This window comes from Aerococcus sp. HMSC10H05, assembly GCF_001806975.1.
GTDB lineage: Bacteria > Bacillota > Bacilli > Lactobacillales > Aerococcaceae > Aerococcus > Aerococcus viridans_B.
Genome location: NZ_KV786949.1, coordinates 28,456 through 45,900, shown reverse-complemented (window position 1 = coordinate 45,900; position 17,445 = coordinate 28,456). Strand labels below are relative to the sequence as shown.

Genomic DNA, 17,445 nt, shown 5'->3' with positions numbered 1-17,445 from the left:
AGATTAGTTTGTAACTGACTGCGTCAGTCACTACACTAATCTTCCAACGGTTCATTTCTAAACGGTTTGTGTCACACCTTGTTTTTATTCTACGCCGAATTCTTTGCTTACTTGGTCTGCGATTCGTTTTGCATAGTTGTATGCTTCTTCGTCTGTTTGTGCTTCTACCATAACACGTAATAGGTTCTCTGTTCCTGAAGGGCGTACTAAGATACGGCCGTTGCCGTCCATTTCTGTGTTCACTTCATCAATAACTTGTTGTACAGTAGCGGAGTTCATTGCTTCTGTTTTACCTTCACGTGTTACACGTACGTTGATTAATTCTTGTGGGTAAGTCTTCATTTCGCTAGCTAGTTCAGATAATTTTTTGCCTGAAGTTTTTAATACATGTAGTAATTGTACTGCTGATAAAAGACCGTCACCTGTGTTGTTGTAGTCCATAAAGATAATGTGACCTGATTGTTCCCCACCAAGGTTGTAACCATGTTCACGCATTTCCTCCACTACATAACGGTCACCAACTTTTGTTTGTGGTGCTTTCATGCCAGCTTCTTCAACAGCTTTGTGGAAGCCAAGGTTAGACATTACAGTCGATACAATTGTATGATCATTTAATTTACCACGTTCGTTCAAGTATTTACCACAGATGAACATGATTTGATCACCGTCTACAAGGTTTCCTTCTTCATCAACTGCTAAACAGCGGTCGCCATCACCGTCGAAAGCCACACCAACATCAGCACCTGTTTCTTTTACAAGGGCTTGTAATTTCTCAATATGTGTTGAACCGACACCGTCGTTGATGTTGATACCATCTGGAGAAGTTGCCATGGTTGTAAAATCAGTACCTAAGTCAGCGAATAAACGGTTTACTAATGGAGAAGTTGCACCATTCGCGCCATCAACTGCTACTTTAATACCTGACAAGTCACCTGAGATAGTTGATGATAAGAATTCAAGGTATTTACCAACTGCACCAGGGTTAGCGATTACTGTTCCTAATCCTTCAGCTGAAGGGCGAGGTAAAGTATCTTTCTCTTGGTCTAATAAAGCTTCAATTTCTTCTTCTTGAGCATCAGATAATTTAAAACCATCGCTACCGAAGAATTTAATCCCATTATCTGGAGCAGGGTTATGGCTTGCTGAAATCATAACACCAGCAGTTGCGCCAGAAGTACGAGTTAAATAAGATACAGCTGGAGTTGTAATAACGCCTAATTGTTGCACTTCAATTCCTACTGATAATAAACCAGCAGTTAATGCTTGTTCTAATAATTGTCCTGAAATACGTGTATCACGGGCAACTAGAACGCGTGGATGTTCTACTTCTTCTGGTGCATGTTGCATTAACACGTGACCACCAAAACGACCCAATTTAAATGCTAATTCTGGTGTTAATTCTTCATTCGCTAAACCACGAACCCCATCAGTACCAAAATATTTTCTCATAATTTACTCCTTTGTTTTCGAAAGTGACTATCGATTTTCTTGTCGATTTCGTAATAGTATAACATTTTCTGTTTTATATTCAAAAGTCATAGATATATTTCTTGTCTAGAAAAAAGGCAATCTAGTTTACACTGGTTAATACTAGAAAAAACTAGCTAAAAAAGCAAGTATTCCATTAAACATATTTGCGCTAGGAGAGCCATTGACGCTTTCTGAGCTAGTTGAATGTATTTGGTCAGCTTGGACATTGCTGTTACCGTTTTGCAAGTGATCATTAACCCCCGTTATAACGCTTACCTCGCTACTACTAGAACTATTGCTTTCACCAGTATCACTACCACTGTCGGTATTTTCTTCAATGCTTGATTCTGTACTATTACTGGTATTTTCAGAACTAGTGGTAGATTCTGCATCACGCTCGTTTAAAGAGGTGTCTGAACTAGCATTATCTTCGCTTCTACTTGAAGAAGTACTAGAAGTTGAGGAAGACTCGTTATGAGTTGGGACTACTTGGACCCGGACGCTAGAAGGGTTTGCACTTGTTACGCCATCAGGTAGTACGATAGGGGCATCAATAGTTGTTGTTGAAGTAATAGATGACACATCAACTGTCGCTGTCACGCTATTCGTATTATTTATAGTAGCGTAATCACCTGATAAAATCGTATTTTCATTGTCTAAAATAGTGGTTTCATATGAATAACCATCTCTACCATTGATGACATTGGCCTCAATAGGTACGGACACGCCTTCAGGTGAAACTTGTACGGTTACATCTACTTCACTTGGGTCAGTATTGATATTTAAGATATCACCATTGGCATTTTCTGTGATAACAGTTGCTGTTGTGGTATAGTCTTCGGAAAGGTTATCAGGAATGTTGACTACTGTATAAACACGACGAACATTTTCAATATCAGAAGTAGAACCTGTAAGTGTTACGCTGTCTTGGCTCAAGCTAACATCTGTAATTTCGTACCCATCTGCCACAGCGGATTCATTGGACATTTCTACTTGAACAGGATATTCAGTAGTTTGCAAGGAATCGATTGAGATATTGACACTAGAAGGGGAAATTTCATAAGAAACTGCTTCTGAAACATTATCTAATTGTAATTGAATATAATGCGACCCTTCGCCAAGATCTGTTAAATCTTCCGTAATGACACGGAAATTATCAGCTTCAAGTGTTTGTTCAATTAAGTTTTTCGGACCAGATAAACTAACAGATACTGTATCAGGTAACCCAGTCACATAATACTCATCTACGTTTCCTTCTATATAAACAGGCACATTATATATAGTTTCTGTCGTTGCTTCGCTTACATTCTGAAAGAAACTCACTGGATTTTCAGAATACTGCTCAGCTTTTACGTAGACAAACATTAAGATCGATAGGACTAGCGATAAAATCAACAGGGCAATGCGATTGTTGTAAAACTTATTAATCATCTGACTTGCCACCTCCTGTTAATTGGTTAAACCAGTTGGTTAAGAAATTATCATTTGTTTCTTCGTCAGAAATATTGATAAAGTTATCCGCTAGTATGGTATACAGTTCATCTTGACTTAAATCGCGTGTAATTTCGCCACGTTCAGTAATTGAAATCCCGCCTGTTTCTTCGGAGACGACGATTGTGATGGCATCTGTTACTTCACTTAAGCCGACAGCAGCTCGGTGCCTAGTCCCTAATTCTTTAGGAATCTCTGAGTTCTCTGAAAGGGGTAGGTAAGAAGCGGCAGAAGCAATTTCTAAATCTTGAATAATCACGGCACCATCATGTAGGGGCGTATTTGGGATAAAAATGTTAATCAATAATTGAGATGAGATGGCTGAATCTAATCGAATTCCAGTAGCTGCGTATTCATTTAAGGGTTGCGAACGTTGTAGGGAAATTAAAGCACCAATCCGTCGTTTACCCATATATTCGCAAGCTTCAACTAAATCGCGTACCATTTTTTCATTCGGGTTACGGGCACCTGCCCCACGTTTACCAGCAAAGAACTGTTGCCCTAAATGATCTAATCCTCGTCTGATTTCAGGTTGGAAAATGACAATAGCACCAACGACAGACCATTGGATGATATTATTCATGATCCAATCTACCGTCTTCAATTGGAAGAGGGTGGAAATTATCTTAATCAGTAAGAATATAAAAACCCCATTTAAAATATTGAAAGCTTTCGTATTCTTTAGAATCTTCAAAAGCTGGTAGATAAACAACCAAACAATTAAAATATCAATAAGATTGAAAACATTTGTCCAGGAAATAATACTAGACCAATCTATTTGCATGCGTCTATCCTCCATTCTAATTTTTTCACTATAAAGTATACCATATCAGTCTTTGATCGATAGAAACATAAGACATATTTCCCAAAAATGTTTATAATAATGGCAATAAGTAATCTTGAGTGAAGGAAGGATGTCATGTTACTAGGACAATTGATTATGGATGCGAAACAAGTTACTCGAAAAGAAAGCAAGCGACTATTAAAAAAAGGTCTTGTGACTGTGGATCAAGTTGTAACTACTCAATTTGCTTCAGTTGTTGACCCTGCTTGGCACGTGATTACTGTAGACCAACAAGTCATTAGTAGTGATTTTGGCCATACCTATTACTTGGTACACAAACCAAAAGGATATCTGTCAGCTAATAAAGACCAACAATATCCAACGGTGATTGACTTGATTCAAACAACTGAAAATCCAGGAAATTTAGCCATAACCGGTCGTTTAGATAGAGACGCCCACGGGTTAGTTTTTGTTACTAATAATGGACAGCTTCACTACATCTTTCAACAACCAAAATTTGATATCCAAAAAACCTATCGGGTCACTGTAAATGGTCCAATTAATGAAAGAATGATTCAGCAATTTAAAGTTGGTATTGTCTTCGACGATGGGACTATCTGTAAGCCGGCAAAGCTTGAAATCATTTCGACTAGCTTGCAAACTTCCACTGCTTTAGTGACCATTTTAGAAGGACGCCGTCATCAAGTGAAGAAAATGTTTCTTGCTTGTGGTGTTAAAGTAACTGATTTATTTCGGGAGAAAATAGGTGAGTTAAGTATTGGGTATTTAGAGGAAGGAGACTATCGTCAACTTAAGAAATCAGAGATACAATATCTGAAAAATATTTTCCTTCTATATAATAGACGTAGAGAAAGTCATTATGAAGCCAATATTATCTGAGGTAAAAAAGTCTTGAATATTTTAAAATAAACTATTGAAATCTATCATATCTGATGATATACTACTTAAGTACGATATTTTTGAGAGGTTAATGCTCAAGGATACGTTGATATATGGAGGGATAGCGAAGTGGCCAAACGCAGCGGACTGTAAATCCGTTCCTTCGGGTTCGAAGGTTCAAATCCTTCTCCCTCCATTACATTGGGATATAGCCAAGCGGTAAGGCAACAGACTTTGACTCTGTCATTCGTTGGTTCGAATCCAGCTATCCCAGTAATATAAAACAAGAAGACTAGGCGAGCGCCTGGTCTTTTTTATTGATTTGAGATACGTAAATACCTGATAGCTTATCTAAATATTTGTATTATCTGATCTTTAAACAGCATATTTCGCAAATAATATAAGTTATGTTACAGAACTATTGCGAATTGACACAAATTTAAACGTGTATATATGGGGCTTCTGAGTAGTTTTGTTTATTTAATTCATAATAAAAACGTGTATTTTTCAAATAATTTGTCATAAATTGTAAAAAACATCACTCTTATCACTTTATATATATAACCTTAGCTTTATTCTGTTACAGAAATGTTACAAATTTACACAACGTTTTCAAAAATGCCAGATTTAATTTCAAGGCAGTTAAGAGGCTTTAACAGATACCTGATTTACATGACTAAAAAAAAAGCCTGTGCTAACATATTGCTTGTGGATGAGACAGGTGGTGTCCATCTAGAATATAGTCGCACAATATAGATGCGGTAAACAGCCTGTCATCAATAAGATGACAGCAGACAGTTAAAAATAAATTTAAAAGCAGTATTCTTATAAGGAGAGTATTATATCAATGAAATTGAACAAAATTATCTTAGGTACGTCATTTGCATTAGCAGGTTTATTCGCCGCTACAAACAACAACAACGTAGAAGCAGCTACTTGGTCTGCTCGTACAGTATCTGAAGTTTCAGCTGATTTAGAAGCTACAGATGATACAACGACTTCATACACTATTCAATACGGTGATACTTTAGCAGCTATCGCTAAAGCTTCTAACGTAAGTGTAGATGCATTAGTTGCTATCAATGACATTCAAAACGCTAACGTAATCTTCCCGGGAACTAAACTTTCATTTACAAAAGATGAAACAACTGGTGAAGTTAACGAAGTAACAGTAGAAGACGCTACAACTGAAGAAGCAACTACTTATGATGTAGCTGAAGAAGTGGTCACTGAAACTACTTATGAAGCGCCAGCAGAAGAAACAACTGCTCCAACTACTTCATACTCTAGCAATTCAGCTAAGGAAATCATCGCACAACGTGAGTCAGGTGGATCATACACTGCTACTAACGGTCAATACTATGGTCGTTACCAATTAAATCCTACATTAGTAGCTTACGGTGCATCTCCAGCTGAGCAAGAAGCTGCCGCTGACAAATATGTTGCTGAACGTTATGGTTCATGGGAAGCTGCTTTAGCTTTCTGGGATGCAAACGGTTGGTACTAAGATAAAGTTTCTTTTATTATAGAAATGTTTATTTAAATATATAGAAAAGAGTCAGGTTATTCCTGGCTCTTTTTCGTATTTTTACAATATAGTTAGCGGATGCCCTATATAGCTTTTTAAGAGAAGGTTAAGTTATAGTCGTTGGCATCTAAAATGGTTGACAATAACTTTTTGCATTTATAAAATGTAAAGAGCTATTACTTTTAATAAAATCCTAAACAGCTTTGTTGGGATAGCGCCAGGCTTGCTTAGCAAGTGACGAGGACTGAATTGATCGAAATGTTCGGCGGATGATTCAGGGGTTGTACAATCCACAGGTGGGAACAAAGTAAGGCAATCAATGATCTAGACCATCATTTTGTCTTATCAAATTACCGCCACGTACGTAGTAGCCAAATAAAAAAATGCGATCAGACACCTATATGGATAGGGTCTAATTTTATGTCGCCAAATTAGGAGGAAACTGCAACATGTGTGGTATTGTAGGTTATATTGGAAATGGATCAGCTCAAGAGGTATTGCTAAACGGTTTAGAGCGTTTAGAGTATCGTGGTTATGATTCAGCAGGTGTATACGTTGTCGATGAAAATGGTCAAAATGGTCATTTATTTAGACAAGAAGGACGTATCGCTAAACTACAAAATGAAGTGGACATGTCATTAGATGCCCATACAGGTATTGGACATACACGTTGGGCAACCCATGGTGAACCAAGTGTTCGCAATGCCCATCCACATCAATCTTCAACAGGTCGTTTCACATTAGTACATAATGGTGTGATCGAAAACTACCGTGAAATGAAAGAAGACTACCTATCTGACGTGACTTTCCACTCAGATACAGATACAGAAGTAGCTGTTAACTTAATCGAACACTTTGCCCTTACTGAAGATTTGAATGCTGAAGCAGCATTCTTGAAAGCTTTAAACGTTATTGAGGGTTCATATGCATTTGCATTAATTGATTCAGCACAACCAGGTGTTGTATTTGCAGCGAAAAATAAATCACCTTTATTAATTGGTAAAGGATCTGACTTCAATACAATCGTTTCTGATGCAATGGCATCAATTGATTTAACTGACCAATACGTTGAAATTCATGACGGTGAAATGGTTGTTTTAACTGAAGAAAACGTTACAATTAAAGACTTAGCTGGCGAAGTCATTGAACGTGCGCCATATACTGCACAATTAGACGCCAATGATTTAGATAAAGGGACATACCCTTACTACATGATTAAAGAAATCGATGAACAACCAGCTGTAATGCGTCGTATTATCCAAGAATATACAAACGACAATAACGAATTGACTGTTGATCAAGAAATTATTGACGCTATTAAAGCAAGTGACCGTATTTATATTATCGGTGCCGGTACTTCTATGCATGCAGGTTTAGTTGGTAAAAATATCATTGAAAAAATGGTAAATATTCCAGTTGAAGTGCATGTCGCATCTGAATTTGCTTACAATATGCCTGTATTAAGTGAAAAACCATTCTTTATTTACTTAACACAATCTGGTGAGACTGCAGATAGCCGTCAAGTATTGGTTCAAACGAATAAATTAGGCTATAAATCACTAACAATCACAAACGTAAAAGGCTCTACTTTATCACGTGAAGCTGATTACACCTTATTATTACATGCAGGTCCAGAAATCGCTGTAGCATCAACTAAAGCATATACTGGTCAAATTGCAGTAATGGCTGTATTAGCTGAAGCCTTACGTCGTGATTTAGGATTTGAAGCGCAATTCGATATGGAATATGAATTATCAATTATCGCTAACGCTATTCAAGTAATAATTGATGATAAAGATGAAATTCATGAATTAGCGACTGAATTATTCACTGATAAAGCAAGTGCCTTCTACATCGGTCGTGGAATTGACTACGAAGTCAGTCGTGAAGCTGCCTTGAAAGTAAAAGAGATTTCATATATCCAAGCTGAAGGTTTCGCTTCAGGTGAATTGAAACACGGTACAATCTCACTTATCGAAGATGGCACGCCAGTAATTGGTGTAATCACTCAAGAGAATACCGCTGCTCACTCTCGTGGTAATATTGAGGAAGTACGTTCTCGTGGAGCGAATACATTAATCATCTCTATGGAAGGATTAGACCGTGAAGGTGACGATATTGTCATCCCAGCAGTAGAACCATTGTTATCTGCACTTGTATCAGTCATTCCAACGCAATTACTAGCATACTATGCGTCACTAGACCGCGGTTTGGATGTAGATAAGCCACGTAACTTAGCGAAATCAGTAACAGTAGAATAAAACAGATGAATATAGCTTTTTTGAAGAGTAGTAGAGAAAACCTACTACTCTTTTTATAAACAAATAGCCTATGACAGACTTGGCGTCAAGTTTGTCATAGACTATTTGTTTTTATTTTAAAGGTAACTTAAAGTCTTTATTTACTTAATAAACTTGCAGCTGCACTATCTAGATAAACAGTTACGTTAGGGTGTTCTTGTAATAAACTTGCAGGCACATCTTCTGTCACAGGACCTTCAATCATATCTTTCACAGCTTGCGCTTTAGATTCCCCAAAAGCTAATAATAAGATGTGTTTAGATTGCATAATAGACGCTAATCCCATTGAGAAGGCTTGTGTTGGTACATCTTCAACTGAATCAAAGAAGCGCGCATTTGCTTGAATAGTACTGTCTGTTAAATCTACTAATTGTGTTTTTGTCTCGCGAGAAGAACCAGGTTCGTTGAAGCCGATATGCGCATTTTGTCCAATACCTAAGATTTGTAAATCAATTGGATGTTCATCTAATAATGTGTTATAGCGAGCAAGCTCTGCTTCAACATCAGTTGCTAAACCATTAGGGATGAAAGTTTCTTTGAAAGGTTTCTTACTGAAAAGGTGCTTATTCATAAAGGTTGCGTAACTTTCTGGGTGGTCAGCAGATAAACCATAATACTCATCTAGGTTTAAAGCGGTTGCATCGCTAAAGTCTAAATCAGAAGCTGTAATATATTCATATAAGTCTTCTGGTGTTGAACCTGTTGCTAAACCAAAAGTTGTTGCACCATTGGCTAATGCTTGTTCAAATTCATGAAAAACCTCTTTAGATGCTTCTTTTGCAGTATCAAAAATCTTAATATCCATAAATAATCCTCCTAAAATATGCCTTTATCAAGATCGAATCTTTATTTTCAGTCTATCATAGAAAGGTCGAAACAGGAACAAGGAAAAAGTGTCATGATGAAATGTGCCAAACTTACATGCCTAATGAATTGTAACCGGTTCCGATTCTAGATAAGGTAGAGGTGTATTAAACAAAGGAGGGGAACGCTTATGTCGGAGAAAACCAAAGATTCAGGTTTAAAGGCGTCAATTCAAAAATTAGGTTCTTATTTATCCAGTATGGTTATGCCCAATATTGGGTCATTTATTGCGTGGGGGATTATTACAGCACTCTTCATTCCAGATGGTTGGATTCCAAATGAAGCATTAGCCAACTTAGTTGGTCCAATGCGTGACTACCTATTACCTATTTTAATCGGTTATACTGGTGGTTCTATGGTATATGGCCAACGCGGAGCGGTAACAGGTGCTATCGCTACTATGGGTGCAGTTGTTGGTGCATCAGAAATTGTGACAGGTCAACCAACAGTACCAATGTTTATTGGGGCAATGGTTTTAGGTCCTCTAGGGGGTTGGCTAATTAAAAAATTTGATGAAAAGTTCCAAGATAAAATCCCATCAGGTTTTGAGATGTTGGTCAATAACTTTTCAATCGGAATTATTGGATTCTTATTAGTGTTACTTGGCTTCTACGCTGTTGGGCCGTTCGTTTCCGGAATGACAACAATCTTTGCAACAGGTGTAGACTGGATTATTCAAAGACGCTTATTACCATTAGCCAATGTGTTTATTGAACCAGCAAAAATCTTGTTCCTGAACAATGCGTTGAATCATGGTATTTTAACACCACTAGGTTCACAACAAGTAACTGAAACTGGCCGTTCAATTCTTTATTTATTAGAAGCGAACCCAGGACCTGGTCTAGGTATTCTATTGGCCTTTACAGTATTTGGTAAAGGTTCAGCGAAATCTTCAGCACCAGGTGCGATTCTTATCCACTTCCTAGGTGGTATTCACGAGATTTACTTCCCATATGTTATGATGAAACCATTATTATTCTTAGCAGTTATTGCTGGTGGGGTTTCATGTACATTGACTTTCCAATTATTAAACGCAGCTTTAACCGGACCGGCATCACCAGGATCAATGATCGCTATTATCGGCATGACAGCACCAGGAGCTTATATTGGTGTAATCGGTGGTGTTTTAGTAGCAACAATTGTTTCATTCTTAGTAGCGGCGCCAATTATTAAAATGGACCGTGCACAAGATGAAGATAACTTTGAAGCAAGCCAAGCAGCAGCAAAAGCAGCTAAGGCAGATTCAAAAGGCCAATCTTCTGAGGAAACAAATGCTGGCTCAGCGTCAGTTGAAGGTGAAATTCCTGCACCAGAAGATATTAACAGCATTATTTTCGCATGTGACGCAGGTATGGGATCTAGTGCCATGGGTGCCTCATTGTTACGTAAGAAAGCGAAAAAATTAGGTTATGACATGTCTATCACGAATACGGCTATTTCGAAATTAGAAAATCAAGCGGGTGTTCTGGTGATCACTCAAGAAGAATTAACTGATCGAGCTAAGCGACAAGCACCTTTAGCATCTCACGTATCTGTGGGGAATTTCCTAGACGGTGACCGTTATGATGAAATCTTAGGTGAAATGCAAGCAGCCTCTCAAGAAGCAGCAAGCCCAGTAGCTGAAACAGCAGATGCGTCTAGTGTTGAAGAAGAAGTACATGCAAATGTAGCTTTAATTCAAGTGCCTTTCCATGAAGATAAACCATCAGCTTCAGTTATGGCAGCTTCAAACTTACGTAATGAATTGAAGAAATCGGGATCTGACCTTTTAGCTGAAGCAGTGCCATTTGCACAATTACAAAATAATCCGCAAACTTTGATTATTGTTGATGCGGACACTGCTAAACCAGCAAAAGAAGTTGCACCAAAAGCTCAATTTGAAGAAGTGATAAAACTTTATGAGCAAAACCAATACAGCAAGTTGTTAGATAAGGTAAATTAGTCATATCAATAACAGGTAGATTTTGACTAAGGAGCGATTGAAGTGTATTTTACAGAGCGAGAAAAGAGTATTTTGAATTTATTATTGGCATACCCAAAAGGTGTGACGCAGCAAGATATTCAAGAGGAACTCGATATCAGCAAACGCACAGTGTATCGTGAAATTAGCCATATTGAAGCGTCGCTTAGACCACTCAACTTGCGGTTAGATAAGCCGAGAAATGAAGGTTATTACTTAATTGGTAGCGATGAGGATAAAGCTGCATTGAGTGATCATATCAATGCGCATCCTTATGGTGATTTATCTAAGGCTCAAAGACAAAATGCGATTGCCTTAATGGTTTTATTGGGTCAAGGTTTAAGTACAGTTGATGCTATGGCCTATGATTTTTCTGTGAGTACACGGACATTGAATACTGATATGGCTAGTGTAAAATCAAGTCTTAGTGAGTATGATATCCAAATTGAAACGTTTAGTCACGCTGACTTAACAGTTCAAGGCGAGGAAACAGTTATTCGCCAATTAATCGTGAATCTCTTAGATTACAATATTAAAGAAATTGATTTCTTTCTTTATTTTAATCAAATGTCTGAAGAAAATCAGTTACCTCATTCAGAGGACGCTTTTTTCATTCAATTAATACCAAGAGAGATATATGAAATGGCACATAAGGTCTTTAAGTCAGATGCGATTCATCATAAGTTGTCTAACTTACCAGATAACCAATTAAAGACAATTATCATCAGTTTTATGGTGAATATTTTTCGTATCCAAAAAGGGCATAATATTTATAGTGAAGTTCTAGTGAAAGACCAGTCCAGTCATTTCATCCGGCTATCGCATCAGATGTATGAGATTATTGCCAAAGAAATGAAACTAGTGATTGATTTCAATGAGCGTCATATGTTTGCGCGTCAATTGGAAGGGATGAATTTTAATCGTCCACAAAATATTTTCTCCAATAACTTTGATACGGAGTTATCCTACCGTGTAGCGGAACTAACGAGAAAAGTATCTACTAAAACCGGTTATGACTTTAGACAGGACAATCGTTTGTTTGAAGATTTATTGACGCATTTAAATGCAGCTTTAAAGCGTTTAGATCAAGCAATTTCAAGTGATGATATAATCTTAGATAAGATGATTGCGGGCTATCCTAATCTGCATGAAGCAGTAGACCATTCTTTAAAGGAAGTTTTTCGGGATGTAACTTTTACAAAAGAAGAGACGGCTTATATCATTATTCATTATGCTTCGTCTATTGAACGTCAGCCGATATCACGTAATTTAAAAATTGTTATCTTGAGTGCTGGTGGGTTCGGGACTAGCAAAATCTTAGAAAGTCGTTTTTCCAATAAGATTCCGGAAGTGAAGCAGGTAGATATTGTGAAAGTTTCGCAGATGTCGAAGGTGGATTATGATCAGTATGATTTGATTTTATCCACTAGTTTCTTAGCTGGATTTAACTATCCTTATCAAGTGATATCTCCCCTACTATTGGATGATGAAATTATGGCAATTCGACAGGAAATTAAGCGCTTATCACAAACCAAAGAACGAACGCAATCGAGTCAACAGACACATGGGTTAGCTGATATGCAGTTTGAACGGCTTTATCAATTAGTGAATACAGCCAATAAGATTCTAGAAAAATTTGATATTCACCAAGTCCAATCTAGGGAAACAATTGAAGCGAGCTTATTACAAATTATCAAGAGCTTGTCCAAGCAGATAGTAGATGATCCAAATCAAGTGACAAAACGAGTGGTTGAACGCTATTTGGAAGCGCCTATTGGGATTCCGCATTCAAATATTGCCTTATTCCACTCGACGAATCCACATGTAAAGGAAGCTTTCTTCTCTATTTATGAACTAGACCAACCTTTTGAAATCTTGGGAATGGACCGAATGACAATTGAATTAAAAAGAATCTTATTATTATTGGCCCCCGAACCACTATCCTGGGAAAATGAATTGTTGTTAGGTAAGATATCATCTTCTATTATTGATAACGATTTGAATACGGAGATTTATAAGAGTGGCACAAAAGCCATTGTTTTACAATTACTGAGTGCACTATTTGTAGAAGAAACCACAACATTTGAATAACAGGGTGTGAGACAGAGCGTTCAGCCAGGAGACGGTGGAAGAAATAGGTGTAGTGATGGCACATCACGCAAGCTATTTCTGAAGCGGACACCTGGCTGCTCTGACGAACCCGACTGAACAGGGTGTGAGACAGGGCGTTTAGACTCGTAACTTCTGACGCATTTAAGCGAGTAAGCGCTAAAGCACTAACTCGCTCATAAACTGGAAGGATTAGACGAAGTGATTAAAAATCGCGTAGTCTAATCCTGAAGTGGCACGAGTCTGACATTTGGATCTCAACTAAAGGGTGTGAACGTCTAACCCGACTAAAGTAAATATAACCACAGGTACAAACAAAATCATAAAAGGATGTGATTGAATGGAATTGAAAAAAGAGTTAATTCAGTTAAACAATACATTTTCTTCAAAAGAGGAAGCCATTCGTGCTGCTGGCCAATTATTGGTTCAAGACGGTGCGGTTGATGCGGATTATGTAGAGGCCATGATAGCGCGTGAGCGTATTGTATCAACATATATGGGGAATTTTGTAGCTATTCCACACGGTACAGATGAGAGTAAAAACCACGTGAATCATACGGCAATTTCTTTCGTGCAAGTACCAAAGGGTATCGATTTCTCTGAGGATGGTAAGGAAGAAAAATTGGCTTTGGCTGTTTTCGGGATTGCTGGTGTGGGCGATGACCATTTAGATTTATTATCTAAAATTGCAGTCTTCTGTTCTGACGTAGCTAATGTTGTGCGTCTAGGAGATGCAAAAACGGCTGAAGAAGTGATTGATATGTTGAAGGAGGTTGAAGCGTAAATGAAAGCTGTACATTTTGGTGCTGGTAATATTGGTCGTGGATTTATAGGTGAAATTTTACATAAGAATGGCTTTGACATCACTTTTGTAGATATTAATGAAACGTTAATTGATGCCTTAAACGCCCGTGATAGTTATAAAATTGAATATGCTGATGATGCCCATCAACGCTTAACTGTTACTGATTTCAGTGGTATAAATAACGGAAAAGATCCCGAAGCGGTGTCTCAAGCGGTAGCTGAAGCAGATATTGTGACCACAGCTATTGGGCCTAATATCCTACCTTACATTGCTGAATTAATTGCTAATGGGATTAAATTACGTCGAGAAAATGACGATACACGTCCAATGGATGTTATTGCTTGTGAGAACATGATTGGTGGAACAGACTTCTTAAATGAAAAAGTATCTGCTTACTTCGATGATGCGGACCGTGCTTACGTTGACCAATATATTGGTTTCCCCAATGCAGCGGTTGACCGTATTGTGCCTATGCAAAGTCATGAAGATCCATTGTTTGTATCAGTTGAACCTTTCAGCGAATGGGTAATTGACAAAACGAATATGAAAGGAACTCAAATCGAACTTGACGGTGTATTATACGTAGATGATTTACTGCCTTATATTGAGCGTAAATTATTCTCAGTGAATACAGGGCATGCTACAACAGCTTATACTGGTAAACACTTTGGTTATGAAACTATTGATCAAGCGCTAGAAGATGAAAAAGTCTTACAACAATTAAAAGCTGTCTTAGCAGAAACAGGGGCTTTATTAGTTGAAAAATGGGGATTTGACCAAGAAGCACATGCAGCTTATGTCAATAAAATTGTGGGACGTTTCCAAAATAGCCACATTTCTGACGCCATCACCCGTGTTGCTCGTACACCGATTAGAAAATTAGGCTATGATGAACGTTTTATACGTCCAATTCGTGAGGCAAAAGAACGTGGCTTAACTTACGATGCTTTGCTGTCAACTGTAGCTTATATCTTTGAATATAATGATGCAGGAGACGAACAAAGTCAAGAGTTGCAAAAAATGTTGGCAGAACAACCACTTAACCAAGTGATTCAAACGGTTACTAGTCTTGAAGATGTAGATTTAATAGCTGAAATTGAAGGCAAGGTTCAATAATTGCTTCTTGGTAAAAAGTTTAGCCGTTTTTATTCGACATTCAGTGATTTTTAGCTTATTCTTTACTTATAAGTGTTGGAAGAATCCAATGTTGAAGGAGCGATAAATATGCGACAAATTGCGATCCAATTATGTTTCAACGACCAAGCTGAAGAAGCAGTTAAATACTATACTAAAATTTTTGACCAAAGTGAGATTACTCGTGAAATCCATTACCCAATGCCTAAAGGTGAAACTGTAGCTTACGATTTTACGATCGAAAATCAAGCATTTGCAGCTTTTAATGGGGGTCCTGATTTTAAAATGAATCCCTCATTCTCCTTGATGGTATCGCTAGATACTGCCGAAGAAGTAGATGCTTTATACGCTAAATTGGCAAAAGGTGGAAAAGACTTGATGCCTTTAGATACTTACCCGTTTAGCGAACGCTATGCTTGGGTAGAAGATCAATTTGGTTTATCATGGCAAATTATGTTGGCACCGGATGTGCCTAAAAATCATAAAATCCGTGTATCTCTATTATTTGCTGGTCAATATTGTGGTCAAGCAGAGCAAGCTTTAAAGGATTATGCAACGATTTTTCAAAAGGCAGCGCCAGGTCAAATCCATTATTACCAAGAAGATGAAACTCAAGATGCGCGTGCTAAAGTGAAGTATGCCGAGTTAAATGTTGGCGACCAACAATTAGTCTTTATGGACCATGGATTTGGTAGTGATGAAGAATTTTCTGAAGCGATTTCCTTCCTAATCGTTGCTGGTGCGCAATCAGAAGTAGATTACTATTGGGAAAAATTATCAGCTGACGAAGAAGCTGAGTCTATGGGGTGGTTGAAAGATCATCATGGTATTTCTTGGCAAATAGTGCCACAAGCCTATTTACAAATCATGGAAACAGCTACTGAAGCACAAAAGAAACGGGTACTAGAAGCATTATTTAAAATGAAAAAAATGAATGTAGCCAGTTTAGAAAATGCCAAATTTGGTATCGGTTAATAAGCAATGCGGAAGTGAGACCTGTGTCTATTGTGACATGGGTCTTCTTGATTGTAAGGGGTTTTATTTTGGTTTAAAAATATTTCTATTATAATATATATAGAAATACAATTTAGAAAGGGGTCTTTCAATGGAACTAGGTTTAGCAGGAAAAGTAGCGATTATTACAGGGGCTAGCCGTGGCATCGGATTTGAGACAGCTAAGTCATTAGCGAACGAAGGGGCTGACGTGACAATTGTTGCCCGTCGTGAGGATCGTCTCATTGAAGCGCAAAGAGCGATTCAAGAAATTACCGGTCGCAAAGTCCATTATGTCGTTGGAGACGTAACGGTCGAAGAAGATGCTAAAAGAGTAGTTACTGAGACAATCGATCAATTTGGTCGTATTGATATTTTAATTAATAATGCGGGTGGCTCATCTGCCCATAGTTTCGATGCAGTCGATAATGCTGAATGGCAACGAGACTTGAATATTAAAATATTTGGTGTAGTGAATTTTACCCGTGAAGTATTGCCATATTTTAAGAAACAAAATTCAGGAGCTATAGTGAATTTAACCGCTATAGCAGGTAAGACACCTCCAGCCAATTCATTACCAACGTCAACTAGCCGTGCTGCTGGTCTTGGCTTAACAAAGGAATTGAGTAAGGAATTAGGTCAGTATAATATTCGTGTGAATGCTGTTTCTATTGGTTTAGTGCGCAGTGAACAAATCGAGAAACGTTGGCAAGATAATGCGCCTGATCAAACTTGGGAAGAATTTTCTAAAAGCCAATCAGCGAATACACCTTTAGGTCGTATTGGTGAAACGGTGGAAGCTGCCAATGCTATTACGTTCTTAGTGTCTGATGCAGCTTCTTATATTTCAGGTGTGGCACTCAACATTGATGGTGGCGCCGCTTCTGTAATGTAAATATGTTTTACGGGTAACGGGCTTTGTAGAAGAATAAATGTTTAGATTAGTATGATTAACGACCTAAAGTAGAAGAGGCTGGGACAAAAATGTCTCAGCCTCTCTTTACTATATAAGAACATTTATAATTGGGTTCCAAAAGTCAGAATTGTCCGATACTTCCGAAATGTCTCCAATAACATTTCGTTATTGTTCGTCTTTTGGTCCAGTAC

At 37.8% G+C, this 17,445-nt stretch carries 13 protein-coding genes and 2 tRNA genes; 11 read left to right on the top strand and 4 right to left on the bottom strand.

Annotation, left to right across the window (positions count from 1 at the left end; genetic code table 11):
• Window positions 1–84: 84 nt before the first annotated feature.
• The 3 genes from glmM to cdaA all read right to left on the bottom strand — a co-directional run bounded on the left by glmM (window position 85) and on the right by cdaA (window position 3,745).
• Window positions 85–1,449, bottom strand: coding sequence for a phosphoglucosamine mutase (gene glmM / locus HMPREF3116_RS01255; protein ID WP_070467096.1), 1,365 nt, complete (start codon window positions 1,447–1,449; stop codon window positions 85–87).
• A 141-nt stretch (window positions 1,450–1,590) separates the two neighbouring features.
• Window positions 1,591–2,901, bottom strand: coding sequence for a CdaR family protein (locus tag HMPREF3116_RS01250; protein WP_070467095.1), 1,311 nt, complete (start codon window positions 2,899–2,901; stop codon window positions 1,591–1,593).
• Window positions 2,894–3,745: a diadenylate cyclase CdaA gene (cdaA, locus tag HMPREF3116_RS01245; protein ID WP_070467094.1), complete on the bottom strand. Its 852-nt coding sequence runs from the start codon at window positions 3,743–3,745 to the stop codon at window positions 2,894–2,896. Before cdaA ends, HMPREF3116_RS01250 begins: the two co-directional genes overlap by 8 nt.
• Before the next feature lie 135 nt (window positions 3,746–3,880).
• Between cdaA and HMPREF3116_RS01240 the strand changes: the two genes are divergently transcribed.
• The 5 genes from HMPREF3116_RS01240 to glmS all read left to right on the top strand — a co-directional run bounded on the left by HMPREF3116_RS01240 (window position 3,881) and on the right by glmS (window position 8,434).
• On the top strand, window positions 3,881–4,645 hold the full coding sequence (locus HMPREF3116_RS01240; RefSeq protein WP_070467092.1) for a pseudouridine synthase: 765 nt from the start codon (window positions 3,881–3,883) through the stop codon (window positions 4,643–4,645).
• A gap of 115 nt (window positions 4,646–4,760) precedes the next feature.
• Window positions 4,761–4,841 (top strand) — tRNA-Tyr (locus tag HMPREF3116_RS01235).
• Window positions 4,842–4,847: 6 nt separating this feature from the next.
• Window positions 4,848–4,919: transfer RNA gene (locus HMPREF3116_RS01230), tRNA-Gln, on the top strand.
• A 573-nt stretch (window positions 4,920–5,492) separates the two neighbouring features.
• A complete protein-coding gene (locus HMPREF3116_RS01225; protein ID WP_070467089.1) occupies window positions 5,493–6,152 on the top strand; it encodes a LysM peptidoglycan-binding domain-containing protein in 660 nt (219 codons plus the stop codon).
• A 470-nt stretch (window positions 6,153–6,622) separates the two neighbouring features.
• The gene (gene glmS, locus HMPREF3116_RS01220) at window positions 6,623–8,434 is read left to right on the top strand and encodes a glutamine--fructose-6-phosphate transaminase (isomerizing) (RefSeq protein WP_070467087.1); all 1,812 of its coding nucleotides are present in this window, start codon (window positions 6,623–6,625) and stop codon (window positions 8,432–8,434) included.
• 136 nt (window positions 8,435–8,570) lie between these two features.
• On the opposite strand, the gene HMPREF3116_RS01215 is transcribed toward glmS, so the two are convergent.
• Window positions 8,571–9,278: a glucosamine-6-phosphate deaminase gene (locus HMPREF3116_RS01215; RefSeq protein WP_070467086.1), complete on the bottom strand. Its 708-nt coding sequence runs from the start codon at window positions 9,276–9,278 to the stop codon at window positions 8,571–8,573.
• A gap of 189 nt (window positions 9,279–9,467) precedes the next feature.
• Here HMPREF3116_RS01215 and HMPREF3116_RS01210 point away from each other — a divergent pair, with 189 nt between their 5' ends.
• The 6 genes from HMPREF3116_RS01210 (at window position 9,468) to HMPREF3116_RS01185 (ending at window position 17,233) form a co-directional block, all read left to right on the top strand.
• Window positions 9,468–11,279, top strand: a complete 1,812-nt coding sequence (locus tag HMPREF3116_RS01210) for a PTS mannitol transporter subunit IIBC (protein WP_070467084.1) — start codon at window positions 9,468–9,470, stop codon at window positions 11,277–11,279.
• 42 nt (window positions 11,280–11,321) lie between these two features.
• Window positions 11,322–13,388 (top strand): BglG family transcription antiterminator, encoded by a 2,067-nt coding sequence (locus tag HMPREF3116_RS01205; RefSeq protein ID WP_070467082.1) that lies wholly within the window; start codon window positions 11,322–11,324, stop codon window positions 13,386–13,388.
• 358 nt (window positions 13,389–13,746) lie between these two features.
• Window positions 13,747–14,190 (top strand): PTS mannitol transporter subunit IIA, encoded by a 444-nt coding sequence (locus HMPREF3116_RS01200; protein ID WP_070467079.1) that lies wholly within the window; start codon window positions 13,747–13,749, stop codon window positions 14,188–14,190.
• Window positions 14,191–15,327 carry a mannitol-1-phosphate 5-dehydrogenase gene (locus HMPREF3116_RS01195; RefSeq protein WP_070467077.1) on the top strand — a complete coding sequence of 379 codons (1,137 nt, stop codon included), beginning with the start codon at window positions 14,191–14,193 and terminating at the stop codon, window positions 15,325–15,327. It begins immediately after the preceding gene.
• A 108-nt stretch (window positions 15,328–15,435) separates the two neighbouring features.
• Entirely contained in the window at window positions 15,436–16,320 is an 885-nt protein-coding gene (locus HMPREF3116_RS01190) for a VOC family protein (protein ID WP_070467075.1), read from the top strand.
• Window positions 16,321–16,450: 130 nt separating this feature from the next.
• Window positions 16,451–17,233: an SDR family NAD(P)-dependent oxidoreductase gene (locus HMPREF3116_RS01185; RefSeq protein ID WP_070467073.1), complete on the top strand. Its 783-nt coding sequence runs from the start codon at window positions 16,451–16,453 to the stop codon at window positions 17,231–17,233.
• The last annotated feature ends 212 nt before the right edge of the window (window positions 17,234–17,445 follow it).

Excerpts from the sequence above, each read along its gene's own strand:
- glmM (WP_070467096.1), bottom strand. The coding sequence starts at position 1,449 with ATGAGAAAATATTTTGGTACTGATGGGGTTCGTGGTTTAGCGAATGAA.
- HMPREF3116_RS01250 (WP_070467095.1), bottom strand. The coding sequence starts at position 2,901 with ATGATTAATAAGTTTTACAACAATCGCATTGCCCTGTTGATTTTATCG.
- cdaA (WP_070467094.1), bottom strand. The coding sequence starts at position 3,745 with ATGCAAATAGATTGGTCTAGTATTATTTCCTGGACAAATGTTTTCAAT.
- HMPREF3116_RS01240 (WP_070467092.1), top strand. The coding sequence starts at position 3,881 with ATGTTACTAGGACAATTGATTATGGATGCGAAACAAGTTACTCGAAAA.
- HMPREF3116_RS01225 (WP_070467089.1), top strand. The coding sequence starts at position 5,493 with ATGAAATTGAACAAAATTATCTTAGGTACGTCATTTGCATTAGCAGGT.
- glmS (WP_070467087.1), top strand. The coding sequence starts at position 6,623 with ATGTGTGGTATTGTAGGTTATATTGGAAATGGATCAGCTCAAGAGGTA.
- HMPREF3116_RS01215 (WP_070467086.1), bottom strand. The coding sequence starts at position 9,278 with ATGGATATTAAGATTTTTGATACTGCAAAAGAAGCATCTAAAGAGGTT.
- HMPREF3116_RS01210 (WP_070467084.1), top strand. The coding sequence starts at position 9,468 with ATGTCGGAGAAAACCAAAGATTCAGGTTTAAAGGCGTCAATTCAAAAA.
- HMPREF3116_RS01200 (WP_070467079.1), top strand. The coding sequence starts at position 13,747 with ATGGAATTGAAAAAAGAGTTAATTCAGTTAAACAATACATTTTCTTCA.
- HMPREF3116_RS01195 (WP_070467077.1), top strand. The coding sequence starts at position 14,191 with ATGAAAGCTGTACATTTTGGTGCTGGTAATATTGGTCGTGGATTTATA.
- HMPREF3116_RS01190 (WP_070467075.1), top strand. The coding sequence starts at position 15,436 with ATGCGACAAATTGCGATCCAATTATGTTTCAACGACCAAGCTGAAGAA.
- HMPREF3116_RS01185 (WP_070467073.1), top strand. The coding sequence starts at position 16,451 with ATGGAACTAGGTTTAGCAGGAAAAGTAGCGATTATTACAGGGGCTAGC.